The organism is Enterovibrio nigricans DSM 22720 (genome assembly GCF_900167155.1).
GTDB classification, from domain to species: Bacteria; Pseudomonadota; Gammaproteobacteria; order Enterobacterales; family Vibrionaceae; genus Enterovibrio; species Enterovibrio nigricans.
This window is the reverse complement of sequence record NZ_FUXU01000016.1, coordinates 37,268-59,920: the sequence shown is the minus strand read 5'-3', so window position 1 is coordinate 59,920 and position 22,653 is coordinate 37,268. Positions and strand designations below refer to the sequence as shown.

The window sequence follows — 22,653 nt, the reverse complement described above, 5'->3', positions numbered from 1 at the left end:
ATGATGAACCTTGCAACAAAACAACGTCCTAATATTTTGACGCCAGAACGAGTCATTTCTAATAGCCTGTTTTTTGTTCCCGGCTTATTGCTGTGGACGCCAAACTTTAGCGTTGCTATTGCTATTTTCCTAGTAATTTATGCCACTGTATATTGCATTCAGAACAGGAAAAATATCTCTTTAACCAAGTTAGACAAGCTAATTTTTGTGTTTTTGTCCGCTTACTTCCTCGTCAATGTACCCAATGTAATATTGGACCTAGGCAACTTTAGATATATCGATGGACCAAGTAAGATTCTACTTTGCATCCCTGTATATCTGTTATTCAAACAAGAACTTCCTAACATTTCTGTAAAAAAGCATCTGGAGTATGGTTTAGTCGTTGGTGCGATTGGAGCCATGATGATCGCGCTAATCCAACATTTCTTCTTAGGGTACACACGTGTTGACGGCTTCCTATTCAGCATAAATTTCGGTTATTTAGCCTGTTCATTGGCATTTTTAAATCTGTCTTTTGCTTTCAATTCACCAAGAAAGCAAATCCTTTTTCTAGGCTTTTTTGCCGCTTCAGTAGCAACACTGCTAACACTCACTCGTGGCGCGATTTTTGCGATACCTCTTCTTCTAATTTTGATACCTGCCATCTACAAGATGAAACTTGCACCTGTTAAATTGGCGACGATGGTATTTGCAGTTGTTGCAACTTTGATGAGTGCTTACCATTTGTCACCTTCTGTAAAAGAAAGAACAGATTTTACCATTCAAGAATTTAGAGAAGTGGCCTCTGGCGATATTAAAGACTCTGCGTCTACGGGGGGGCGGCTCCAATTATGGTATGCCTCAATCGAAGCATTAAAAGCAAATCCCATTTATGGCCTTAGTCACGGAGATCGCGAAACGCTGAATCAACATCTCTATCAAAAAGGCAAAGTAAGCTATTGGGTAACAGGAGTTAGCAGAGGTCACGCTCATAGCCAGTACTTTGAAATGCTGGCTTCAAATGGCCTGTTTTCCATCCCCGCAGTCTTTGCCATGCTGGTGTTTCCTTTGTTATTTTTCATACGAAAGAGAGAGAGTGAATATGCACGGGCAGGAGCTATTTTTGTCGCAGGGATAACTATCTTTGGTTTAACAGAAGTGCTTTTGCAAGCAAACTTGATCAGCGTGTATTTTGGAATTTTCATGGCATTTTTCTTTGCCGCTACACTTTATGGCACAAAAGACAACGAGCAAAACGCTTTAAGTTAGTGTCTGGCAGACATATATGAAGATATTAATAATTGGCCCATCTTGGGTCGGTGACATGGTGATGTCGCAAAGCCTTTATATGAGGCTGAAAGAAAAGCACCCAGAATCCCACATTGATGTGCTGGCACCCGCTTGGTGCCGTCCAATACTGGAACGTATGCCAGAGATAGACAATGCACTTGAAATGCCAATCGGGCACGGTGAATTTAATCTTTCCGGTCGTTTCGCCTTGGGAAAATCTCTTCGAATTCACCAATACACACATGCCTATGTACTTCCAAACTCAGCAAAGTCAGCACTTATTCCCTGGTTTGCTCGTGTACCGAAACGTACAGGATGGAAAGGCGAACTGCGATATGGTTTGCTAAACGATTTGCGACCAGACCGTAAAGCCTTCCAGTACATGGTAGAACGATACGTTGCATTGGCGCATACCAAAGAAAAGATGTTGGAAGAGGTAAATATCGAACGAGTTCCTTACCCAAGGTTAAGCGTCGATAAAACGAATCAAACCGTACGTTTAGAGCAATTTGGCATCAAAAGCTCTCAGCCTATCATCGGTATTTGCCCTGGTGCTGAATTTGGACCTGCGAAACGCTGGCCTGAAAAGCACTATGCTGACGTTGCTCTTACGCTTATCGAGCAAGGCAATCAGATTTGTTTGTTTGGGGGCCCTAAAGACAGAGACGTGACAGAGTCCATCGTTCACGCTCTCCCCAAAGAACTTCAAAACAAGTGTTTCAACTTAGCAGGGAAAACGTCACTGGTCGATGCTGTCGATCTGCTGGCAGCCTGCCACACGGTATTTTCAAATGATTCAGGGCTTATGCACGTAGCTGCCTCGGTTGGTTCAAACATCGTAGCGATATATGGCTCAAGCTCGCCTAAGTACACGCCGCCACTTTCCGCATCGGTAAAAATGGTGAACACGAGTATCGACTGTCGCCCATGTTTCAAGCGAGAGTGCCCGCTAGGGCATTTAAAGTGCTTAACAGAATTAACGCCATCCTTGGTAATGAACGCTTATAACGAACTCAATTCGCAATCGGTACCATAATGAAATTCAGCCAACCTAAAATTTCGACCAAATACGCCTGTTTTGAAAAAGGTGCTTATGCATCAAAATCTGCAAAGCACTATTTAAACAACGAGTTTGATCCTAACCGAGTGAAAAAAGTAGCGGTTATTCGTCATGCCGCACTTGGCGACCAAGTCATTACCCGCCCATTTCTAATCGAAGCACGCAAGTTTTTTCCAAATGCTGAAATTACACTCGTCGCCCTGTCCACCTATCAGTATGGTATGCCGTCTGATTTAGCAGACCGCACGGTAGTTTTACACGGCAGAGACAAAAAAGAACACGTCACATCGTCAGAGAAATTCGCTAATTTCAAAGAAGTTGGGGATCAAGATGTGATTTTTGACCTTGCCTGCACCAATCGCTCTTACTGGGTTAATCTTCTCAACAAAGCCAAATTGAAAATAGGATTTCCCTATAAGGCATGGCTACGCGGCACACTTTATAACGCGGCAGTGTTTCGCTCGGATCTTAGCCCAGAAGTAGAGACCATGTTGGACATGCTAAGAATCTTGGGTCATAACCCTGTACATCGTTTGGACTTTGGTTACCCCGACCACAAAGAATTGGTCAACAATGACAAGCCATACATTGTTTATTTTAACGGCGCTTCACAGCCACGCAAGGTGCTAAAAAATGAGCAAATGGCTGATCTTCTCCAATCTGCTGTGACGCACTTCCCGCAGTACCAGCACGTTTTCTTGGAAGGGGTTAAAGACAATGAGAAAGGTGACTACCTAAAAGTCCTCACCGAAGAGCATGATAATTTCTCCATTCAGCCGTGCCTGCCTTTGGATGCTCTACTGCACTACTGCGCTGCAGCCTGTCTTGTTGTAGCACCTGATACTGGCGTTCGAAATGTCGCAATTTCGACGCATACACCAACTGTAGGCATTTTTTATGCAACGGTACCGTTTAGATACACGCCACGATATGAACCAATTCATCATATTGTGATGAATGCAGACACGTCGATCCCAACTACAGTGCAAATCATTCAATGTATGGAAAGTGCTGGGATAACCTCTCAACACTGATTTCCATAAAACTACTAATAAACATATAAACGGATTTATTGATGGTCTTAACTTTACTTACATTTGGCGACCGCCTAGAAAATCACTATCAGGCCTCATTTGCAATTCTCTCTTTTTTACAAAGCCCATTAGTAAAGAAGGTTTGTGTCGTCACTGATCGCCCTAAGTACTATGAATATTTCGGAAGCCATGTCGATATCATCGAGATCAACCAACAGATCATGAACGAGTGGCGAGGAGAACATGACTTTTTCTGGCGCATTAAAATGAAAGGGATCGAATCTGCCATTTTGGCAAACCCTGACCAAGATACTGTCTATATTGATTCAGATACCTTTTATGTTCAAAATCTTGACAAAATCATAGATGGTCTAGGCCGAGGCATGTCTTACATGCATGAAAGAGAAGGTACACTGGCAAACAGTTCTAGCGGTACCTTCACTAAAATGTGGAAATCGCTTAAGGGAAAAACATTTGCTGACGTCACTATCGATTCGCACTCTGAAATGTGGAACGCAGGTGTTATCGCGATAAGTGGGAAAAATGCAAAATCCGCTATTTCGTTGGCGATTTCAATTTGTGATGAAATGTGTGCGACAGATTGTACTCGCCGACTTGTTGAACAGTTCGCGTTTTCGGTTGCCCTAAAGTCAATAGGCCCCTTGGAACCTGCAGAGAATCAAATTGGTCACTATTGGGGGAATAAAGAACAGTGGAATACCCGAATTGTGGATTTCTTTATGCTCTCAATGCTCTCTAACTCGAGGTTGGAAAACGACCTTGCCAGAATGAGAGAGATCCAGTTAGTTGATCTACCTACTGTGTATAAAGAAAAAAGCATCAAGGGCAAAGTAAATAACCTTCTAAACAAACTGTTTCCGCCCAAAGAAGTACAACATTTTAAAGGAAGAGCTTGCTAAAACGCCTTGGAGAATTCATGGAAGAGCAGAAACAAGGGCAAGGCCAAAGTATCACCAATGGGCAATCGAAAGAGGTAAGCATCTCGATCGTTTGCCCTTGCTACAACGAACAAGTCGTTCTTGCTCGCTTTCACGCCCAAATATCTCAGATTCTGACAGATATCCAACTTAGCTATGAGCTGCTATTCATCAATGACGGCAGTTCAGATGATACGCTCTCCGTATTGAACCAGCTTGCGAAGAATGACCCAAACATCCGCATCATCAACCTCTCCCGAAACTTTGGCAAAGAAGCGGCGCTAACAGCAGGCTTAAACTTAGCGAAAGGAGACGCGATTATCCCTATCGATGCCGATCTCCAAGACCCACCAGAGCTCATTCGCGATTTTATTCAAGAATGGCAAAAAGGCTTTGATGTTGTTGTCGCTAAACGCGTAGACAGAAGCAGCGATACCATCTCAAAAAGAATAACGGCGAATTTGTTTTATCGATTTCACAACAGCATCGCCCACCCTGAAATCCCTGACAATGTGGGCGACTTTCGTCTCATCAGCCGCAGAGTTGTCACCGCGATTCAACTTCTTCCAGAAAACCAACGCTTTATGAAAGGGATATTTTCTTGGGTAGGGTTTAAAACCTCGGTCATCGAATACACACGCCAGCCTCGTGCTGCAGGTGAAACCAGTTTTAATGGCTGGCGGCTTTGGAATTTCGCGCTAGAAGGGATCACCAGTTTTAGCACTGCCCCACTACGAATATGGCTGTATCTCGGCGTTATCGTGTCCCTTATCGCCTTTGTCTATGGCAGTGCCATCATCATTCGTACAATGTGGCATGGCATAGATTTACCCGGTTATGCATCACTTTTAAGCGCGGTTCTATTCATTGGCGGTATTCAGCTTATTGGGCTTGGGGTGATGGGCGAGTACATTGGAAGGATCTATATGGAGACAAAGGGACGTCCTGTCTACATTGTTGAAAGTGATTCCGATAAAGCGCATAGCGATACGCCGTGAGTAGCTGGTCAGATAAATTGCTCAACGTGCGGATTGTTCGCTTCGCGCTAACAGGAGGGCTGGCAACGTTAATGCATGTCGTTGCCGCCTTTGCGATGATCCATTTTTTCATGACTCCCGTGTTCGTTGCTAACGTGATTGGCTTCGCATGCGCGTTTTTTCTTTCTTACTTTTTGCAATCGACCTTCGTCTTCAAACAACATCTATCTCTCAATAATGCTTTTCGCTTTTTCACCGTACAGTTCTCCGCGCTTGTCATTTCTCAGCTTATTAGCGAAATATTTCAAGGGTCCAGCCCTTATCTCCGAGTCCTCATCGTTGTTTTCCTCATCCCCTTGGTCACCTACATCATTCACAAAATCTGGACATTTTCAGAGCCCGCCAAACCTTAATTCTCGGATTTGCCTATGCCTTTTATCGATCGTCATTTTTCTTTACTTCAAAAAACAGGGGTAACCCTTGGCTTGCTGTTAGCCATCCTTTACGCCAACTACCAAATCATGACAGGCGATCAGGAGCAAATGTTGCTCAAAGGCTACCTAGGGGCATACCAAGATATCTGGCTGGCCTATGGCAATGCAGCGAGTGCTGTCGGTAATGTGCCCGGCTCCTTGTCCGCATGGATTGTTGGCGGACCACTTTTGCTATGGGATAACCCATGGGCCCCCATGTTGCTGTTGATTGGTTTACGTGTGCTGTCCTACCTGATGCTGGACGCCGTCATCAAGCAGGTGTTCAGTCAGCAAGTACGTCTTTTCTTTATGGTGGCGTACTTGCTCAACCCTTGGCTTTTGTACGACAGTCAGATTTATAACCCCGCCTATCTTTGCTTTTTCGCAGCGTTGCATTTTTGGTCGGCGTTTAAGCTCAGAGAAAAGCCAGATTTCATCTTCAGTTTCTTGCATGTTTTGGCAATTGGCGGCGCGATGCAGTTCCACTACTCTTGGCCGATTCTTGCCGTTATCTCGTGCTACCTGCTCTATCGAAAAATGTCCCACCCAAACTGGTGGGGAGTTGTCGCTGCGGGTTTAGTCATTCTGATGTCCCTTATTCCCTACTTTCAGGAATACGCCAACAATGAAACGATAAGCCGCGAAAGTGATCGGTATATTGGTTATGGATTGGTGCACGTCTATCCGGTGTTAAAGGCCATCCTCTATTGGCTGCGCTATGCCTCGACACTCTTTTCAAACCGCATTATCACGGACACCACGTTTGACTGGTTGACAACCATTGGCTGGCTGCAGATGGTGTTCCAATACCTTTGGCAAGCCACACTGTATCTGGTTGGCGCGGTAACCGTCGTGATAGCCGCCAAGATAAACTGGCGAGCCTGGAAAACGGTGAAACCCATGATCAAGCGGGACACTGTGATTCCAAATAACTCGCACTGGCTTTTGCTATACGCTGCTGCCACCGTACTGGCCATCATCATCAATGCCATGCTCTCGCCTATTACCTTTTCGTATTGGCATCTGATCATGACCTTCCCGATTTCGCTTATCCCGATATTGGTCACCGTCGATAAATGGCGACAAGATAATCCCTCTCGCTTTAGAAAACTGTTGATAGGGCTGACGGCTTTTTACCTCGTGGTAAATACCATCGCGGCCTGCGATAGCGAAAAGTACTCACACAAGGTCAATTATGCTGATCAGGTGGATGTTTATTTGCAAAAAGAAGGACTTCTTCAATAAGCATAAAAACGAAAATGGCTCCCGTTTTAGCCCTTTGTTGTACACTAGCCAAAAATCGTTTTAAAAGGATGCGTTGTGCGTTTTCTCTACACCCTGTTACTTGCCCTTGCTGCCCCTTTTCTGTTGCTGGGGCTATATCGCGCCAAAGACGGGAAACCTAAAGTCGGTAAGCGCTGGGTTGAGCACTTTGGGTGCACGCCATCTTTGAAGCATCACGAAAAACCGATTTGGGTACATGCGGTATCTGTCGGTGAAGTTATCGCAGCAAAACCCGTTATCGCAGCGTTGAAAGCGCAATATCCAGCTCTCCCCATCCTTGTTACCACCACGACAGCGACCGGTGCAGCCATTGCGGCGACAATCGACGGTATTGAACATCGCTACATGCCCATTGATTTCGGGTTTGCCATCAATCGCTTTCTAAAGCACACCCACCCTAAAATCATGCTTATTATGGAAACCGAGTTGTGGCCGAACACGCTACATGCTGTCCATACCGCCGGCATTCCCGTCATCGTCATGAATGCGCGACTGTCGGAGAAATCCCAGCGCGGCTACCAACGTATTCAACCGCTATTTAACGCACTTTCTCGTAATATTGACCATGTTTTATGTCAATTCGAGGATGATGCCCGCCGTTTCGTTGACCTAGGTGTAGATAGAGACAAAATTTCTGTATCAGGCTCCGTGAAGTTTGATCTGCCAGTATTCGATATCCATCGCCCAGATGTGACAGAACTAAAAAGCCAGATCGGTTCTCGTCCGGTGTGGATTGCCGCGAGCACGCACCCAAATGAAGATGGCATATTACTCGATGCGCACCACCGCATTCTGAAAAGCCAGCCCGATGCATTGATGATCTTGGTACCCCGTCATCCAGAACGATTCAGTAGCGTGGCGGAGATTGTCAAAAGCAGCAAACTCTCATTGGCGCGTAGATGCCTGTGCGAGACTATCACCGCTGACACCCAAGTCTATCTGGGTGATACCATGGGCGAGATGATGACACTCTTTGCCGTCTCTAATATTACGTTTATGGCGGGTAGCCTGATTGGTGAAAAGGTGGGAGGGCATAACCTGTTAGAGCCCGCATCACTGGGCATGCCGCTTATCACGGGGCCAAGCTATTTTAATTTCCAGGTGATTGCGGAGCAGCTTATCGAAAGCGGTGCATGCTCAGTAAAAGCAACACCCGAGGAGATAGCTGAAGACATTATGTCCTTAATGGCAAACAAAGAAAAACGCGAGATGATGGGACACAACGCACTCGCCGTTGTCGAGCGTAATCGCGGCGCATTAGCAACGACGCTTGCCACCCTTGCGCCTTGGATTAATTAAGCCAGACGCTAAGTGTCGTAGCCATTCAGAAGTTCAGCCCAGTCTGATTCCCGCCATTGGATGGCACGTTTACCCTGCTCTTTTCTAAACGAACGCAGCAAACGACTCAAGTTTGCTGCTTTCCAGCTATCCCCGCTGCGGCGGCCGCATTTGTCGAAATCTATCAACCAAAATGTGCCGTTGTTATCCAGCAAGATATTGTGAATATTCAAATCGGTATGACACACACCCGTATCGTGAAGCTTTCTCACCAAAACACCGATTTCACGATACTTTTCGGCAGACAGAGATGATTGGGTCAGGATATCAACCAAATCTTTCGCGCCATCGACTTTCTCGACCAAAAGATCAGCACGGTATGTCAAACCATCACGGACAGCTCTCGCCGCTATAGGGCGAGGAACAGAAATGCCTTGTTCTATCAAGTAATGCAACAAATTGAACTCTTGGGCTGAACGGGTATTTTCCCATCCCGAGAACCAATAGCTGTCAGCCACTAGCTTGCCAAATAGCCCACCGCGACGGTAGTGGCGCAACGCAGCGGGCAAAGTTTCAGTTTGCACAAACCACGTGGTGCCACGTCCGGTTGCAGACCCCAATATCGCGTCTTTTTGCTGCCAGAATTCCACATCAAAACAGCGTGATGCATCTTCTTTTAACAGCGTTTCATCAAACCAAATTCGGATATTGTTATCAGCCAATCGCTCCACGCGTGCTCCTTTTTGCATTCAAATCCTCTCAGAAATTTGTTCTGAAAGATCGTTGCATTTTACATTGCTGATCGGCAACTGCATAATTTCAGCCAAGATAATCACAAAAGCAGCATCATGGCCCTATTTTCCACACCACCTCAATCCATTTGCGTCCTTCGCCTTTCCGCTATTGGCGATGTGTGCAATGCGATAGCAGCCATTCAGGCAATCCAGACACAATGGCCAGAAACCGATATTACCTGGATTGCAGGTAAGGCTGAGGCTGCGCTATTAACACCATTATTGCCAACTATCACCGTCATCCCCTTCGATAAGAAAGCGGGATTTAAAGGTATGCAAGCGGTGTGGAAAGCCCTCAATGGAAAACGCTTCGATGCCTTGCTTCATATGCAGACCGCCATTCGTGCCAGCCTGTTGTCATTGGGTATAAAGGCCAAGTACAAACTCGGGTTTGATAAGACGCGCGTCAGTGATTTACAACAATACTTCACCAACGTGAAAGTGCCATCGCCCCAATCATTGCATGTATTGGATGGCTTTATGGCCTTCACGGAAACACTGGGTTTGACGCAACAAAAACCCACGTGGACATTGCCTCTTCGCGAGGAAGACACCGTGTGGGCAAAAGCACAACTGGGCGACCAACCAACGCTTATCGTGGCGCCCGCCGCCAGCAAGGCGTTTAAAAACTGGACGGCTGAAGGGTATGCCGCTGTCATTGAGCACGCCATCGACAAAGGTTTTGATATCATTTTGGTGGGTGGGCCAGGGCAAATCGAAATCGATTTAGGTCATGCCATCGAAAACCAAATTTCACGTCAGGTGAAAAATCTGATTGGCAAAACCACCCTACTGCAATTGCTGGCATTGGAAAAAGAAGTGGCGTTGGTATTGGCCCCGGACAGCGGCCCTGCGCATTTAGCCAATGCCGTCAACACACCGGTGATTGGTCTCTACGCGCACCACAACCCAGCTCGAACTGGCCCTTATAACTGGCGACACTATGTGGTCAGTGCTTATGCCGACGCCATAGAGGCTGAAACTGGAAAAACTGTGGAGCAGGTATCATGGCGTACCCGTGTAAAAGACGAACATGCCATGCAACGCATTACAACCGAGTCAGTGATCGCGCGATTCGATGAAGTCACCGAAAAAGAGGAACTCCAATGAGTCAGTCACCGCGTGCGACGATTAGCGCCATCATCATCACCAAGAACGAAGAGCAGATCTTGCCAGAGTGCTTGGCCTCGCTGGATTGGGTTGACGAAATTGTGGTGGTGGACTCAGGCAGCACAGACAACACAATAGCCATCGCCAAGGCGTCTGGCGCAAAAGTGCATGTGAACGCAACATGGCCAGGCTTTGGGAAACAAAAGCAGCTAGCTCAGAGCCTTGCAACCAAAGACTGGGTGCTGGCCATTGATGCTGACGAAGTGATCACTGACGCGCTGAAAAGCAGTATTATTGAAGTGCTTCAAAATCCACCGAAAGACACTTTGTTCATCTTACGCCGCACCACTTGGGTATTCGGTCGCTTCCTCAAGCACTCGGGCTGGTATGACAAAATTGTGCGTCTCTACCCGCGTGAGCTGACTGGATATAATGATGCGCTGGTGCATGAAAAAATCATTGAACCTAACGGCGTGAAAAAACAGACGCTCAACGGGGACATGTTGCACTACTCCTACCGGGACCTTCATCAGTATCTGGTGAAATCAGCGTTTTATGCCAAATCATGGGCGGATGGACGTCAGGCACGAGGAAAGAAAAGCAGCATCAGCCAAGGGATCACCCACGCTCTGGGCTGCTTTTTGAAGATGTACATATTAAAGCGCGGCTTCCTCGATGGTAAACAAGGCTTTTTAATTGCGGTATTATCAGCGCACTCCACCTTTGTGAAATACGCTGATCTTTGGATTCGTGATAACGACAGCCGCGCAATGAAAGACTAGTTTAGTCTCATTACTCGACTAAACAACACGTGCTAAAAACGCATTCACGTCCGGCAAAATGGCGTCGATATTTATCTTCGACATGTCTGCCGCCACGTCCTTGTCTTTGTCCTTAGGTGGGGCAAAGGCAAGGTGCTTGCCTTCACTGTTAATCGGCTGCCAGCGAAGCGGTGTTGCACTGCGTTTTGCTGGGAAAAACCCCACGGTCGGGACATCCACCGTTGCCGCGATATGCAGCGGCCCTGTCGAACCCGCGATAAACGCATCCGCACACGCAATAGAACGAGTAAAATCCTGCAAACCGTCATTTTTGTCATAAACCACGGAAGAGACATGCTTCTTACCCAATAGAGTCTGAAGTTCTGCCGCTTTTACCTCCTCACCCGGTCCAGCAGTCAACACCACTTCCATCGCATTTTCTGCAACGATGCCCGACACCAAGTCTGCATATTGAGCCAATGAAAGGTTATTCGCCGAACCGCCGCTGCCCGCATGGACATACAGCCATGGCAAATCAGAACGCAGGGACAATGCCTGTACCAATTTGGATTTTTGCGTCGACAAATCATCCTCACTGAACACCAAATAAGGGGCGCAGGGCTCTGAAACTGACGTTGCAAACTTTTCCAAGAACACCCGCACTAAGTCCAGATTGTATTCAAATTCTGGCTTGGCTGATTGTGAGCGACGCTGCTTCACTCGGCAGTTATACAGAAACTGGGAAATTTTGGTGGCCGGAGCCAGTCGGAACGGAATCGATGATCGCCATACCAGCTTGGCGTTATAGCTGTCAGAGAAAAGGCAGATCGAGGCATCAAACTGCGCCGCCTTGATCGTTTGGATCAACGCCTTTTTCCCCAGACTACCCGCATCTTTTCCACAATCTACCAACACCTTATCAATAGACGGACAAAGCCCTGCCAATGCTTTCGTATAAGACGGCACCAACGCGGTGATCTCAGCCTCCGGCATGGATTGTTTCAACATAGCAAATGCCGGCCATGCCAGCATAAAGTCGCCAATTTTGTCGTTTCTAATGACAAGGATTTTTTTCATTCTGTGTACCCGTTTACGGTTCTTGATGCCGATCATACCGGATGATGATACAAGTGCTAAGCCTCTGACTAGGGACTCAGAAGAATAAATGTCAGATGGGTAGCTTTTTTCAATGTATCCAACAGTAAGAATAGACCATTTTCGACAAGTTTTTGGTAGCATGTCGCGAGATAAAACTATGGCAGGACATCACTGTGAATAAAAAAGCACTGACCCGAGTGATTTATCCGGGCACTTTCGATCCAATCACCAACGGCCACGTTGATTTGGTGGAGCGTGCTGCATCCATGTTTGATGAAGTGGTTGTCGGTATTGCTGCCAGCCCGAGTAAAAAGCCGCTATTCGAATTAAAAGAACGTGTTGCACTGGCGAAAGAAGTAACCGCACATCTGGATAACGTGAGCGTCGTGGGCTTCTCAGGCCTGCTTGTCGACTTTGCGAAAAAATATGATGCGAATATTCTGGTTCGAGGCCTGCGTGCTGTGTCTGACTTTGAGTACGAGTTTCAACTGGCGAACATGAATCGCCGTTTGATGCCAGAGCTTGAAAGCGTCTTTCTGACCCCGTCAGAAGAAAACTCGTTTATCTCATCAACCCTTGTGAAAGAAGTGGCTTTGCATGGTGGTGACACCAGCGGTTTCGTGCATCCAACCGTGCTCGCGGCGCTTAAAGAACGTTTGAACAAGTAAGCCAATATAGCGTTATAAAAAAGCCCGCATTCGCAGGCTTTTTTTATTTTTGGCAGTTTGAACAAAAAAACGTATTTCGTTGCCCGATTTTAGCACTCTCAATCTCAGTACTGCATACAGAGCAAGGCTGTCCCTGCTTTCCATAAACCAGAAGTTCTTGAGCAAAATACCCCGGTTTGCCATCTGTTTGGGTGAAATCCTTTAGCGTGGTACCACCTTGTTTGATGGCGGTCGCAAGCACGTCTTTAATGTCTGCCACCAGCACATTGGCTTCATCTAGTGTTAGCTGTCCCGCCTGTCTTTTCGGATGGATACGCGACATAAATAGAGATTCACTGGCGTAGATATTTCCGACCCCCACTACCACAGCATTATCCATAATGAATTGTTTGATAGCAGTTCGTTTACCACGGCTTCTGTCAAACAGGAGATCACCAGTGAAATCGTCAGTCAAAGGCTCAGGACCTAATTTTTCCAGTGCAGGATGATCACTATCATTCGGTTGCCACAACCAAGCACCAAAACGCCTCGGATCGTTATATCGGATCATCACGCCAGTGGCCAAATGCAGATCCACATGATCATGCTTGCCTGGTGGCGACCCCACGGGCAACACTCGTAAACTGCCCGACATGCCAAGGTGGACCAGCGCATAGCCAATGTCAGTTTCGAGTATCAGGTATTTCGCCCTGCGTTTTACCGCACGAATCACCTGCCCTTCTATATCGTAAAGTGCATCAGGAATGCGCCATCGCAATTGTGGCTGCCTGATGTCTAACTTCGAGACTACTTGTCCTTCCGCATGCGGTTTAATCCCCATACGGCTGACTTCAACTTCCGGTAATTCTGGCATGGGATCAATTCTGATTCGCGAATGGGAACAAGTAGTGTGGCTCAACAGATACTGCAAGCCAACGATTTTCCGCATTTTGAATCAACCAAAACTGGGGGAGTTGGAAATAGGTCAGTCTCAGTGGCTCAACGTCTTGTCCTAAATCGACAACCAGCGTAGACGGCGACAGCAAGCTGGGTTTAAGTTTGTCATACATTGCTTTATCGATTTCTGTGCCCGATAAGTTCATCCAACGACCCGCCAATTCAGTGGGAGAAATGTTTAAAGCAATGTCGGTTTGCCACGGGGAGCCTTTCGTTAGCGTAAAATCGGGGAATTGAAGCGCTTTCACTGATAAATCGTGAGGCATCAGAGCGATCACACCATCAGGGACGACTTGCTGGGACTGTTGCGCGGCATCAAACTCCGCCACTTTGCTACGTAGATACGTAGGCAGATTTATCAGGGCAATGAACACCAAAATACCAATGATAAGGAAGTTGTTAAACGCGCGACGGGAAGGTAGTGCCATCTTTGAGCCCCAAAACAGTAACAATACGTTCAGTTTATATCCGGAAGTCGCTGATTTATAGCTTTTCGATATTTCCTAGATTTGGTGTTTTATACCGTATCCACGAATTTTAGGTATAAAAAAACCCAGCCAAAGCCGGGTTCTTTATAAGAAGTGAAAAACCAATTACTTGATTTTTGCTTCTTTGTACAAAACGTGTTGACGAACAACTGGATCAAATTTCTTGATCTCAAATTTGCCCGGCATATTACGCTTGTTTTTGTCAGTAGTGTAGAAGTGGCCTGTACCAGCAGATGATACTAGACGGATCTTCTCACGAATGCCTTTAGCCATTCTTTAAATCCTCTTAAACGTTCTCACCACGGGCACGCATTTCTGTAAGAACAGAATCAATGCCTTTCTTATCGATAATGCGCATACCTTTAGGGGTAAGACGCAGTTTAACGAAGCGGTTTTCGCTTTCTACCCAGAAACGATGAGTTTGCAGGTTCGGCAGAAAACGACGCTTGGTGGCGTTACGTGCGTGAGAACGGTTATTACCCGTTACAGGACGCTTGCCAGTTACTTGGCATACTCGTGACATGAATGTCTCTCCAAATCGTTTCAGCTCGATATCAACCTTGCCCACCAGTCCTGCAAACAAGGTCAGGCTCTAGGTCAAGGCTATCAAAGGTGGCGCATTATACTAACTGTAATTGCATTGCTCAAGTCCCGAGCAGATCCTTTTGCCATTTTTTGATCGTTTTTTAGCAAGTTTTCTTTGAAACGCTTATATCCAGCCACGTTCAGCGAAGGAGACAGTTTCTCCATCCCCTATCACCATGTGATCAAGCAGCCGGATATCGACCAAGGACAATGCATCTGCAATACGTGATGTGATATGCCTATCGGCAGGACTCGGTTCTGCAATACCTGATGGGTGATTATGCGCCAAAATAACCGCATTTGCATGCATTTCCAACGCACGTCTAACAACTTTTCTCGGATACACGCCTGCGGCGTTAATAGTTCCTTCAAACAGGATCTCATCTGCAATGGGCCGATTTTGGTTATCTAAGAAAAGAACGAGGAACGCTTCCCTTGGTCTATCTCGTAACCGCGCAGATAAATAACGTGCCGTGTGGGATGGGCTGGTCAACGCATTTTCTTTTGCCATCACTTCACTCAAGTGGCGTTTACTCAACTCCAGCACAGCCTGAAGTTGTGCATACTTGGCGGCACCGAGTCCCTTCCTTTCGCAAAATTGCTGCTGATTTGCCTGCATCAACCCCCTTAACGAGCCAAAATCCGCTAAAAGATAGCCTGCAAGCTCAATCGCATTCATGCCTGAAACACCGGTTCGTAAAAATATCGCCAACAGTTCAGCGTCAGATAATGACTCTGCGCCTCGGGCCAGCAATTTTTCTCTTGGTCGACTTTGCTCAGGAAGCTGTTTTAATGACATCGGCCTAACCCACGGAAAAACGCCATCCTTCCTTTTTACGGGTATGGGTTCAAATTCAGGTCGCAAAAGCTTGGGGAACCCCGAAGCCCTCAACTTTTGAGAAGCTTCTTTGTTACATATCACTTTGGGATACCTCCGCTTTCACATTCAGCAGCGACCAAGGCGTGATCAGCGAATATTTTGTGTTATCTTTCCTTCCATTACCTCATTGGTTGATTTGGTTATGGTTCAGAAATTTACTCAGACACTCGCAGGAAAGCGCATTGTATTGGGCATCAGTGGTGGCATTGCCGCTTATAAGTGTGCCGATCTTACCCGTCGATTGATTGAGCGCGGCGCAGATGTGCGTGTGGTCATGACAACTGCGGCAAAAGAATTTATTACCCCGCTAACAATGCAGGCGGTGTCCGGTCATCCTGTCGCGGACAGCTTGCTCGACCCCGCAGCCGAAGCCTCGATGGGACACATCGAAATCGCAAAGTGGGCAGATTTGGTGCTGCTTGCACCAGCAACGGCCGATCTCATTGCTCGCGTTACTGTCGGCATGGGGAATGATTTGCTGAGCACCCTTTGCCTGGCGACAGAAGCGCCAATCGCAGTGGCACCAGCAATGAACCAGCAGATGTATCGCGCCATCGCAACTCAAGAAAACTTAGCGACGCTGAAGCGCCGTGGCTACCCAATTTGGGGACCTGCAAGTGGCGAGCAAGCCTGTGGTGATGTCGGTCCCGGCCGCATGCTGGAGCCACTTCAACTGGTGGCTAAGGTGGAAAACCATTTCGCAGAAGGCGACTTAGAAGGCACTTCTTTTCTGATTACTGCGGGTCCAACTCGCGAAGCCATTGATCCAGTGCGTTATCTGTCAAACCACAGCTCAGGTAAAATGGGGTATGCGATTGCCGAAGCAGCGGCCAAACGCGGCGCCAACGTCACACTGATAAGCGGCCCAGTTAGCTTGCCAACACCTCACAATGTCACCCGTATTGACGTGCAAAGCGCCGAGGACATGTATAACGCTGTTCAGGCAAAAGCCAATACGCACCAAATCTTTATCGCTTGTGCTGCGGTAGCAGACTTCAAGCCTGCATCAGTGGCCGACCAGAAAATGAAGAAACAGGACGGTCAGGACGAAATGACCATCAGTTTGGTCAAGAATCCGGATATCGTCGCCTCCGTCGCCGCGATGAACGCCGATCGCCCGTTCACCGTCGGATTTGCGGCGGAAACCCAGGATGTGGAACACTACGCACGCACCAAACTTGCGAAGAAAAACCTCGACCTTATCTGCGCAAACGACGTATCCGTTGAAGGCTTAGGCTTTAACAGCGATCAGAATGCTCTGCATCTCTACTGGCCAGACGGAAACAAAGTGCTAGCCCAAGCGGACAAAACCGAGCTCGGTAGCCAACTCGTCAGCGAAATTACCGCGTTATATAACGCCAAGAAAAAATAACTCAGTGGAAACGTCATGAAAAAAATCGACCTGAAAATCCTCGACCCACGTGTAGGTAACGAATTCCCACTTCCTGCGTATGCAACCGAAGGTTCTGCGGGACTGGACTTGCGGGCATGTCTGGACGAGGCACTGACCATTGAACCTGGCCAAACGCACCTAATTCCAACAGGCATGGCAATCCACATAGCGGATCCATCCATGGCGGCGACGATTCTTCCTCGCTCAGGTCTCGGCCACAAGCACGGTATCGTCCTTGGTAACCTTGTGGGTCTGATTGACTCTGACTACCAGGGTCAATTGATGGTGTCTTGTTGGAACCGCGGGCAAACAACCTTTGTTGTTGAGCCAGGCGAGCGCATCGCGCAATTGGTATTCGTACCAGTGATCCAAGCCGAGTTCAATATTGTCGAAGATTTCGATGCCACCGATCGTGGTGCTGGTGGTTTTGGACACTCAGGTACAAAATAATCACTGTAAACGTCTCGAAAACGCCGCTAAATAGTGGCGTTTTTCTTGCGCTATTCACGATTTAGAAAATTCCAGTAGGCTTCTTTGACGGGGAAGGTGCATTATCCTTTTAATACAGAGGGAGCACCGTTAAGATAGCGCCTCTTCAGCCGACATTAGCTAATACAACAAAGGAACCATCTATTCATGGCTGGCCAAAAAAAGCAGAACCGCCGCGAAGAAATCCTTCAGGCTCTTGCTCAAATGCTAGAGTCCAATCAGGGCAGTCAACGCATCACTACGGCAAAGCTTGCCGCGCAGGTAGGGGTATCTGAAGCCGCGCTTTACCGTCACTTTCCGAGTAAAGCGCGTATGTTTGAAGGCTTGATCGAATTTATCGAAGAGTCACTCATCACACGTATTAACCGTATTCAGAATGAAGAGAAAGACACACTGACACGTCTGCGCCTGATCCTTCAACTTCTGTTGGTATTCGGAGAGCGCAACCCTGGCTTGACCCGCATCATGACTGGTCATGCCCTGATGTTTGAACAAGACCGACTGCAAGGTCGCATCAATCAGCTATTCGAAAAAATCGAAAGCCAGTTGCGTCAGGTATTGCGTGAGCGTCGTCTGCGTGAAGGAAAAGGCTTCCCGGTTGAGGAAACCATTCTTGCCGCGCAATTGCTGGGTCAGGTAGAAGGCAGCTTAAATCGCTTTGTTCGCTCCAGCTTCAAATATCCGCCGACTGCGGAATTTGACCAATACTGGCAATTGTTGAGCGCACAGTTGGACTAAGCACCCACTACTGGCACTAAAAAGGCTGCAATGTGCAGCCTTTTTCAATATGCCTGACTTTTTATCGGGCATCGCATCCAATCCCCAGTTTTCCCGTGACATTACGCGTTTAATTGATCCGCGCAAACATGGAAGTCATTCGCTGTACCGCAGGCACGAACTTCATCTTTTGTGTAAGCAGTGTCCATGTCAGTTAGCGCAGGAGAAGCCTTTTTCTCACTTAACTGAATCACACAGTTTTGAAACTGGTTTGAAGTTGCACAAGCTCGCGTCTCATCCAATGTATACCCTGCCTGCGCTCCTGCAGTAAACAAACCGAAAGTCACCAGTGTCGCCATCATTACTTTTTTCATAGTTTCTTCTCCGACGTAACAGTGTGTAGGGTTTGGCAAGAATGCTTCGTTGTTCACTCATGCCGTTTCGTTGAATTCATAATACCCATCGCCACTGAACAAATACTGAACAAATACTGAACAATTCGTGCATTAATCACACACCCATATGCAACAACCTTTCCATTACCCAAATGAAAAGTGATTCACGCCGTGAATTATTAGAGGGAGTTCAATCAGGAAACGCACATCATCAGAGAAGAAAAATCAATGGTATCGCCTAGACAAACAAAAAAGCCCGCCAATCATGGCGGGCTCTTATCAAGTTGTATATTGGCAATTAGATGCCGTACTCCGCACGGTACGCTTTCACCGCATCCAGATGCGCAGAGTTTGTGCCCTGCTCTTCCAAATAGGTCACGAGATCGCCAAGACTGATGATCGACACCACTTTGCAGCCAAAATCACGCTCAACTTCTTGAATCGCAGACAACTCACCTTTGCCACGCTCTTGACGGTCAATCGCGACCAATACGCCAGCCAGATCCGCACCGTTCGCTTGGATGATTTCCATAGATTCGCGAATAGCAGTCCCTGCAGTGATCACGTCATCCACCAACATCACACGGCCTTCCAATGCGCTACCTACCAGGTTTCCACCCTCACCGTGATCTTTAGCTTCTTTGCGATTGAAGCAGTACGGCGTGTCAACGTCATGATGCTCAGCCAGCGCTACCGCGGTGGTCGTCGCAATTGGAATGCCTTTGTACGCAGGACCGAACAACAAATCGTACTCAATCTTTGCATCAACCAGTGCTTCTGCATAAAAACGGCCAAGACGCGCTAAATCACGCCCCGTATTGAAAAGACCAGCATTGAAGAAGTAAGGACTCTGACGGCCAGACTTCAAAGTAAACTCACCGAATTTTAATACTTGTTTTTCCAATGCGAACTCGATGAATTGACGCTGATACGCTTTCATTTTCTCTCCTGTCGATATTACAAATCGGCTTACATGCCGGAATAGCCAGAGACAATTTTTGTCATAAAAACTGCCTCAACAAATAACACGTCAAAAAAAAGCGGCTTCAATAGAAGCCGCTCTCTTATCAATCAATTAACGATGCTTTCTGAATAGCAACGATGTCCTGAATGCCCTTCGTTGCCAAAGACAACATGGCATTGAGTTCATCGGCGGTGAACGGTTCACCTTCTGCCGTGCCTTGCACCTCAATCATGCGGCCATCTTCCAACATGACAACGTTCATGTCAGTCTCTGCTTGCGAGTCTTCTACATACTCCAGATCGCAAATCGGCGTGCCTTCGAAAATACCTACAGACACAGCAGCTACGTGACCTTTCATCGGGTTTTCTTTCAGCTTACCGTCAGCAACCAATTTATTCAGTGCATCGGCCATTGCCACGCTTGCTCCCGTAATAGAAGCCGTACGTGTACCGCCGTCAGCCTGGATAACGTCACAGTCAACGGTGATGGTGAAGTCGCCCAGTTTGTCGAGGTTAACCGCTGCGCGAAGACTGCGAGCAATCAGACGTTGGATTTCCATGGTGCGACCGCCTTGCTTACCGTTCGCCGCTTCACGACGGTTACGGGTATGGGTCGCACGTGGCAACATGCCATATTCAGCAGTGATCCAACCTTGGCCTTTACCTTTCAGGAAGCGAGGCACACCTTCTTCTACTGTCGCGGTACAAATAACCTTGGTGTCACCAAACGCCACCAGCACAGAGCCTTCTGCATGGGCAGTAAAATGACGAGTCAGGGTGACCGGACGAATTTGACCTACTTCTCTTCCGCTTGGGCGCATAGGGGTTCCACCTGTTGTAATTGTTTAAACACTGCTGATTTTCGCTAACCGGCGATTATAACGATTTCAACCTTATCGTGCTAATACTTACCGCGATCAGTGTTCTTTTTCTCACGCCCTTCTATGAGGAGACTACACACACGGCAGCAACTGCGTATAATCAATACAACTTAATTTAAAGAGTGCACATCAATGATCCACAGTATGACTGCCTACGCCCGCCGGGAAATCAAGGGCCTATGGGGAACCGCAGTATGGGAAATCCGCTCGGTAAACCAACGCTATCTCGAAACCTATATTCGTATGCCAGAGCAGTTCCGTGGCCTTGAACCTATCATTCGTGAGCGTTTCCGCCAGCGTCTTGCACGCGGTAAAGTCGAATGTAACTTGCGCTTTGAAGCCAACCCTTCGAACAACACTGAATTGAAAATCAACGAAGAGTTGGCGAAACAAGTGATTCACGCTGCAAAGTGGATCAAAGAAATATCCGGCGAAGGCAACATTGGTCCATTCCAAGTGCTGCAGTGGCCAGGTGTGATGGAAACACCAGAGCAAGACATGGATACCATCAACAAAGCCCTGCTTGAAGGCTTTGATGAAGCCGTTAAAGACTTCATTGCCGCACGTGCAAGTGAAGGCAACAACATGAAAGTGTTGATTGAAACGCGTTTGGATGCGATTGCTGCAGAAACAGTAAAAGTACGCACACGCATGCCAGAAATTCTGCAATGGCAACGTGAGCGCCTGATCACCAAGCTAGAAGAAGCCAAGCTGGAATTAGATGCCAACCGCGTTGAACAAGAAATCATTCTGTTGGCACAAAAATCAGATGTGGCAGAAGAACTGGATCGCTTGGACTCTCACGTCACCGAAACCAAGAAAATCATTGCCAAAGGTGGCGCTTGTGGCCGCCGTCTGGATTTCATGATGCAAGAGTTCAACCGTGAGTCGAACACCTTGGCATCGAAATCGATCAGCACTGACATCACCGCCTCAGGCGTTGAACTGAAAGTGCTTATCGAGCAAATGCGCGAGCAAATCCAGAACATCGAATAATCACCCAGTCACACATTTAAAAGCCCGGCCACTGTGTCGGGCTTTTTGTTCCTAAGGATTTATACCCGACTTATACCCAATACAACGGGTATTAGGTTATCCTAAATGGTAATTCAATTTTTAAGCGGTCCGTGGTACTCTGCGCGCCCTTTAACCTCACAGTGATCTAGACCATGAGCCAAGGTACGCTTTACATCGTTTCAGCGCCTAGCGGTGCCGGTAAATCCAGCTTGATTTCGGCACTGTTAAAAGACAACCCTCGTTATGACATGAAAGTGTCTGTTTCTCACACCACACGAGCAACTCGCCCAGGTGAAGAGAACGGCGTTCACTACCATTTCGTGTCAGTTGACGAATTTAAAGCCCTGATCGAGAAAGATGCGTTTTTGGAACATGCAGAAGTTTTCGGTAACTTCTACGGGACTTCTCGTCTTTGGATTGAAGAAATGCTGGCAAAAGGCGTCGACATTTTCTTGGATATTGACTGGCAAGGTGCCCAGCAAATCCGTAAGAAAATGCCAAAAGCAAAAAGCATTTTTATTCTTCCACCAAGCCGCGAAGAACTGGAGCGTCGTTTAAATGCGCGCGGTCAGGACTCTGATGAGATCATCGCAAAACGTATGGAAGAAGCCGTTTCTGAAATTTCTCACTATAACGAGTACGACTACGTTATCGTGAACGACGATTTCGATGTGGCACTGATGGACATAAAAGCCATCCTTCGCGCCGAGCGAATGAAACAAGACAAGCAAGCCAGCAAATATCACGATATGCTGGACAGACTGCTGGCGCAATAATTACGAAACTTGCGCCATCAACCACTTGTTGGTTGTTAAGATCCAATCGCTTTTGTATAATTTTCGGTCATTTTGACTTTATTACACTTACTGGAGTTTCTTCATGGCACGCGTAACCGTTCAAGACGCTGTTGAAAAAATTGGCAACCGTTTCGATCTAGTATTGGTAGCAGCTCGTCGCGCACGCCAAATGCAAACTGGTGGTAAAGACGCACTGGTTCAAGAAGAGAACGATAAGCAAACTGTTATCGCTCTTCGTGAAATCGAAGAAGGCCTGATCACCAAAGAAATTCTGGATGCACGTGCGCGTCAAGAGCAGCAAGAGCAAGAAGCTGCTGAAATGGCTGCTGTAAGCACCATCACAGGCTCTCTTCGCTAATTAACCTCAG

General features: G+C 47.2%; 27 protein-coding genes. 17 read left to right on the top strand and 10 right to left on the bottom strand.

All coding sequences use genetic code 11. The features are described 5' to 3' along the window. The 8 genes from B5D35_RS08420 to waaA all read left to right on the top strand — a co-directional run bounded on the left by B5D35_RS08420 (nucleotide 1) and on the right by waaA (nucleotide 8,334). On the top strand, nucleotides 1-1,248 hold the full coding sequence (locus B5D35_RS08420) for an O-antigen ligase family protein (RefSeq protein WP_078752137.1): 1,248 nt from the start codon (nucleotides 1-3) through the stop codon (nucleotides 1,246-1,248). A 16-nt stretch (nucleotides 1,249-1,264) separates the two neighbouring features. After that, complete coding sequence (gene waaF / locus B5D35_RS08415; protein WP_078752136.1) at nucleotides 1,265-2,305, top strand: lipopolysaccharide heptosyltransferase II; 1,041 nt, start codon at nucleotides 1,265-1,267, stop codon at nucleotides 2,303-2,305. Continuing rightward, entirely contained in the window at nucleotides 2,305-3,363 is a 1,059-nt protein-coding gene (locus tag B5D35_RS08410; protein WP_078752135.1) for a glycosyltransferase family 9 protein, read from the top strand. Before waaF ends, B5D35_RS08410 begins: the two co-directional genes overlap by 1 nt. 41 nt (nucleotides 3,364-3,404) lie before the next feature. Then, on the top strand, nucleotides 3,405-4,283 hold the full coding sequence (locus B5D35_RS08405; protein WP_078752134.1) for a hypothetical protein: 879 nt from the start codon (nucleotides 3,405-3,407) through the stop codon (nucleotides 4,281-4,283). Nucleotides 4,284-4,300: 17 nt separating this feature from the next. Continuing rightward, nucleotides 4,301-5,299, top strand: coding sequence for a glycosyltransferase family 2 protein (locus B5D35_RS08400; RefSeq protein WP_078752133.1), 999 nt, complete (start codon nucleotides 4,301-4,303; stop codon nucleotides 5,297-5,299). Further along, nucleotides 5,296-5,691 (top strand): GtrA family protein, encoded by a 396-nt coding sequence (locus tag B5D35_RS08395; RefSeq protein ID WP_078752132.1) that lies wholly within the window; start codon nucleotides 5,296-5,298, stop codon nucleotides 5,689-5,691. The genes B5D35_RS08400 and B5D35_RS08395 overlap by 4 nt, the downstream gene beginning before the upstream one ends. 15 nt (nucleotides 5,692-5,706) lie before the next feature. Beyond that, entirely contained in the window at nucleotides 5,707-6,996 is a 1,290-nt protein-coding gene (locus B5D35_RS08390) for a 3-deoxy-D-manno-octulosonic acid transferase (protein WP_078752131.1), read from the top strand. A 75-nt stretch (nucleotides 6,997-7,071) separates the two neighbouring features. Then, on the top strand, nucleotides 7,072-8,334 hold the full coding sequence (gene waaA / locus B5D35_RS08385; RefSeq protein ID WP_078752130.1) for a lipid IV(A) 3-deoxy-D-manno-octulosonic acid transferase: 1,263 nt from the start codon (nucleotides 7,072-7,074) through the stop codon (nucleotides 8,332-8,334). An 8-nt stretch (nucleotides 8,335-8,342) separates the two neighbouring features. Here waaA and B5D35_RS08380 read toward each other — a convergent pair whose 3' ends face one another. After that, nucleotides 8,343-9,044, bottom strand: a complete 702-nt coding sequence (locus tag B5D35_RS08380) for a 3-deoxy-D-manno-octulosonic acid kinase (RefSeq protein ID WP_078752153.1) — start codon at nucleotides 9,042-9,044, stop codon at nucleotides 8,343-8,345. A gap of 117 nt (nucleotides 9,045-9,161) precedes the next feature. On the opposite strand from B5D35_RS08380, the gene B5D35_RS08375 reads away from it, so the two are divergent. Together B5D35_RS08375 and B5D35_RS08370 are read left to right on the top strand one after the other, a co-directional pair. Beyond that, nucleotides 9,162-10,217 carry a glycosyltransferase family 9 protein gene (locus tag B5D35_RS08375; protein WP_078752129.1) on the top strand — a complete coding sequence of 352 codons (1,056 nt, stop codon included), beginning with the start codon at nucleotides 9,162-9,164 and terminating at the stop codon, nucleotides 10,215-10,217. Next, nucleotides 10,214-10,999 (top strand): glycosyltransferase family 2 protein, encoded by a 786-nt coding sequence (locus tag B5D35_RS08370; protein ID WP_078752128.1) that lies wholly within the window; start codon nucleotides 10,214-10,216, stop codon nucleotides 10,997-10,999. Before B5D35_RS08375 ends, B5D35_RS08370 begins: the two co-directional genes overlap by 4 nt. An 18-nt stretch (nucleotides 11,000-11,017) precedes the next feature. Here the strand turns inward: B5D35_RS08370 and B5D35_RS08365 are convergent, their stop codons facing one another. After that, nucleotides 11,018-12,055: a glycosyltransferase family 9 protein gene (locus B5D35_RS08365; protein WP_078752127.1), complete on the bottom strand. Its 1,038-nt coding sequence runs from the start codon at nucleotides 12,053-12,055 to the stop codon at nucleotides 11,018-11,020. A 194-nt stretch (nucleotides 12,056-12,249) separates the two neighbouring features. Between B5D35_RS08365 and coaD the strand changes: the two genes are divergently transcribed. Next, nucleotides 12,250-12,744: a pantetheine-phosphate adenylyltransferase gene (gene coaD / locus B5D35_RS08360; RefSeq protein WP_170915154.1), complete on the top strand. Its 495-nt coding sequence runs from the start codon at nucleotides 12,250-12,252 to the stop codon at nucleotides 12,742-12,744. A gap of 43 nt (nucleotides 12,745-12,787) precedes the next feature. On the opposite strand, the gene mutM is transcribed toward coaD, so the two are convergent. The 5 genes from mutM to radC all read right to left on the bottom strand — a co-directional run bounded on the left by mutM (nucleotide 12,788) and on the right by radC (nucleotide 15,552). Next, a complete protein-coding gene (mutM, locus tag B5D35_RS08355) occupies nucleotides 12,788-13,597 on the bottom strand; it encodes a bifunctional DNA-formamidopyrimidine glycosylase/DNA-(apurinic or apyrimidinic site) lyase (RefSeq protein WP_078752126.1) in 810 nt (269 codons plus the stop codon). A 4-nt stretch (nucleotides 13,598-13,601) separates the two neighbouring features. Further along, on the bottom strand, nucleotides 13,602-14,108 hold the full coding sequence (locus tag B5D35_RS08350) for a hypothetical protein (protein ID WP_078752125.1): 507 nt from the start codon (nucleotides 14,106-14,108) through the stop codon (nucleotides 13,602-13,604). A 165-nt stretch (nucleotides 14,109-14,273) separates the two neighbouring features. Further along, nucleotides 14,274-14,441 carry a 50S ribosomal protein L33 gene (gene rpmG, locus B5D35_RS08345; protein WP_005371942.1) on the bottom strand — a complete coding sequence of 56 codons (168 nt, stop codon included), beginning with the start codon at nucleotides 14,439-14,441 and terminating at the stop codon, nucleotides 14,274-14,276. Between the two features lie 13 nt (nucleotides 14,442-14,454). Further along, the gene (rpmB, locus tag B5D35_RS08340) at nucleotides 14,455-14,691 is read right to left on the bottom strand and encodes a 50S ribosomal protein L28 (protein ID WP_078752150.1); all 237 of its coding nucleotides are present in this window, start codon (nucleotides 14,689-14,691) and stop codon (nucleotides 14,455-14,457) included. 186 nt (nucleotides 14,692-14,877) lie between these two features. Continuing rightward, a complete protein-coding gene (gene radC / locus B5D35_RS08335; RefSeq protein WP_078752124.1) occupies nucleotides 14,878-15,552 on the bottom strand; it encodes a RadC family protein in 675 nt (224 codons plus the stop codon). A 223-nt stretch (nucleotides 15,553-15,775) separates the two neighbouring features. On the opposite strand from radC, the gene coaBC reads away from it, so the two are divergent. From coaBC to slmA, 3 genes are all read left to right on the top strand, one after another. Further along, nucleotides 15,776-17,005, top strand: coding sequence for a bifunctional phosphopantothenoylcysteine decarboxylase/phosphopantothenate--cysteine ligase CoaBC (gene coaBC, locus B5D35_RS08330; RefSeq protein ID WP_078752123.1), 1,230 nt, complete (start codon nucleotides 15,776-15,778; stop codon nucleotides 17,003-17,005). A 15-nt stretch (nucleotides 17,006-17,020) separates the two neighbouring features. Continuing rightward, nucleotides 17,021-17,476: a dUTP diphosphatase gene (gene dut / locus B5D35_RS08325; protein WP_078752122.1), complete on the top strand. Its 456-nt coding sequence runs from the start codon at nucleotides 17,021-17,023 to the stop codon at nucleotides 17,474-17,476. A gap of 186 nt (nucleotides 17,477-17,662) precedes the next feature. Beyond that, nucleotides 17,663-18,253, top strand: coding sequence for a nucleoid occlusion factor SlmA (slmA, locus tag B5D35_RS08320; RefSeq protein WP_078752121.1), 591 nt, complete (start codon nucleotides 17,663-17,665; stop codon nucleotides 18,251-18,253). Nucleotides 18,254-18,354: 101 nt separating this feature from the next. Here slmA and B5D35_RS08315 read toward each other — a convergent pair whose 3' ends face one another. From B5D35_RS08315 to rph, 3 genes are all read right to left on the bottom strand, one after another. After that, on the bottom strand, nucleotides 18,355-18,606 hold the full coding sequence (locus tag B5D35_RS08315) for a hypothetical protein (protein ID WP_139367734.1): 252 nt from the start codon (nucleotides 18,604-18,606) through the stop codon (nucleotides 18,355-18,357). A 319-nt stretch (nucleotides 18,607-18,925) separates the two neighbouring features. After that, complete coding sequence (pyrE, locus tag B5D35_RS08310; RefSeq protein ID WP_078752119.1) at nucleotides 18,926-19,567, bottom strand: orotate phosphoribosyltransferase; 642 nt, start codon at nucleotides 19,565-19,567, stop codon at nucleotides 18,926-18,928. Between the two features lie 127 nt (nucleotides 19,568-19,694). Then, a complete protein-coding gene (gene rph, locus B5D35_RS08305; RefSeq protein WP_078752118.1) occupies nucleotides 19,695-20,411 on the bottom strand; it encodes a ribonuclease PH in 717 nt (238 codons plus the stop codon). A gap of 192 nt (nucleotides 20,412-20,603) precedes the next feature. Here rph and B5D35_RS08300 point away from each other — a divergent pair, with 192 nt between their 5' ends. From B5D35_RS08300 to rpoZ, 3 genes are all read left to right on the top strand, one after another. Further along, nucleotides 20,604-21,467: a YicC/YloC family endoribonuclease gene (locus B5D35_RS08300; RefSeq protein WP_078752117.1), complete on the top strand. Its 864-nt coding sequence runs from the start codon at nucleotides 20,604-20,606 to the stop codon at nucleotides 21,465-21,467. A 173-nt stretch (nucleotides 21,468-21,640) separates the two neighbouring features. Then, nucleotides 21,641-22,264: a guanylate kinase gene (gene gmk, locus B5D35_RS08295; RefSeq protein ID WP_078752116.1), complete on the top strand. Its 624-nt coding sequence runs from the start codon at nucleotides 21,641-21,643 to the stop codon at nucleotides 22,262-22,264. A 103-nt stretch (nucleotides 22,265-22,367) separates the two neighbouring features. Further along, nucleotides 22,368-22,643, top strand: coding sequence for a DNA-directed RNA polymerase subunit omega (gene rpoZ, locus B5D35_RS08290; protein ID WP_067412613.1), 276 nt, complete (start codon nucleotides 22,368-22,370; stop codon nucleotides 22,641-22,643). The last annotated feature ends 10 nt before the right edge of the window (nucleotides 22,644-22,653 follow it).

Bases quoted from the DNA above. Each gene is read 5' to 3' on its own strand.
- B5D35_RS08420 (WP_078752137.1), top strand. From the start codon at position 1: ATGATGAACCTTGCAACAAAACAACGTCCTAATATTTTGACGCCAGAA.
- waaF (WP_078752136.1), top strand. From the start codon at position 1,265: ATGAAGATATTAATAATTGGCCCATCTTGGGTCGGTGACATGGTGATG.
- B5D35_RS08410 (WP_078752135.1), top strand. From the start codon at position 2,305: ATGAAATTCAGCCAACCTAAAATTTCGACCAAATACGCCTGTTTTGAA.
- B5D35_RS08405 (WP_078752134.1), top strand. From the start codon at position 3,405: ATGGTCTTAACTTTACTTACATTTGGCGACCGCCTAGAAAATCACTAT.
- B5D35_RS08400 (WP_078752133.1), top strand. From the start codon at position 4,301: ATGGAAGAGCAGAAACAAGGGCAAGGCCAAAGTATCACCAATGGGCAA.
- B5D35_RS08390 (WP_078752131.1), top strand. From the start codon at position 5,707: ATGCCTTTTATCGATCGTCATTTTTCTTTACTTCAAAAAACAGGGGTA.
- B5D35_RS08375 (WP_078752129.1), top strand. From the start codon at position 9,162: ATGGCCCTATTTTCCACACCACCTCAATCCATTTGCGTCCTTCGCCTT.
- B5D35_RS08370 (WP_078752128.1), top strand. From the start codon at position 10,214: ATGAGTCAGTCACCGCGTGCGACGATTAGCGCCATCATCATCACCAAG.
- B5D35_RS08365 (WP_078752127.1), bottom strand. From the start codon at position 12,055: ATGAAAAAAATCCTTGTCATTAGAAACGACAAAATTGGCGACTTTATG.
- mutM (WP_078752126.1), bottom strand. From the start codon at position 13,597: ATGCCAGAATTACCGGAAGTTGAAGTCAGCCGTATGGGGATTAAACCG.
- B5D35_RS08350 (WP_078752125.1), bottom strand. From the start codon at position 14,108: ATGGCACTACCTTCCCGTCGCGCGTTTAACAACTTCCTTATCATTGGT.
- rpmG (WP_005371942.1), bottom strand. From the start codon at position 14,441: ATGGCTAAAGGCATTCGTGAGAAGATCCGTCTAGTATCATCTGCTGGT.
- rpmB (WP_078752150.1), bottom strand. From the start codon at position 14,691: ATGTCACGAGTATGCCAAGTAACTGGCAAGCGTCCTGTAACGGGTAAT.
- radC (WP_078752124.1), bottom strand. From the start codon at position 15,552: ATGTCATTAAAACAGCTTCCTGAGCAAAGTCGACCAAGAGAAAAATTG.
- coaBC (WP_078752123.1), top strand. From the start codon at position 15,776: ATGGTTCAGAAATTTACTCAGACACTCGCAGGAAAGCGCATTGTATTG.
- dut (WP_078752122.1), top strand. From the start codon at position 17,021: ATGAAAAAAATCGACCTGAAAATCCTCGACCCACGTGTAGGTAACGAA.
- slmA (WP_078752121.1), top strand. From the start codon at position 17,663: ATGGCTGGCCAAAAAAAGCAGAACCGCCGCGAAGAAATCCTTCAGGCT.
- B5D35_RS08315 (WP_139367734.1), bottom strand. From the start codon at position 18,606: ATGAAAAAAGTAATGATGGCGACACTGGTGACTTTCGGTTTGTTTACT.
- pyrE (WP_078752119.1), bottom strand. From the start codon at position 19,567: ATGAAAGCGTATCAGCGTCAATTCATCGAGTTCGCATTGGAAAAACAA.
- rph (WP_078752118.1), bottom strand. From the start codon at position 20,411: ATGCGCCCAAGCGGAAGAGAAGTAGGTCAAATTCGTCCGGTCACCCTG.
- B5D35_RS08300 (WP_078752117.1), top strand. From the start codon at position 20,604: ATGATCCACAGTATGACTGCCTACGCCCGCCGGGAAATCAAGGGCCTA.
- gmk (WP_078752116.1), top strand. From the start codon at position 21,641: ATGAGCCAAGGTACGCTTTACATCGTTTCAGCGCCTAGCGGTGCCGGT.
- rpoZ (WP_067412613.1), top strand. From the start codon at position 22,368: ATGGCACGCGTAACCGTTCAAGACGCTGTTGAAAAAATTGGCAACCGT.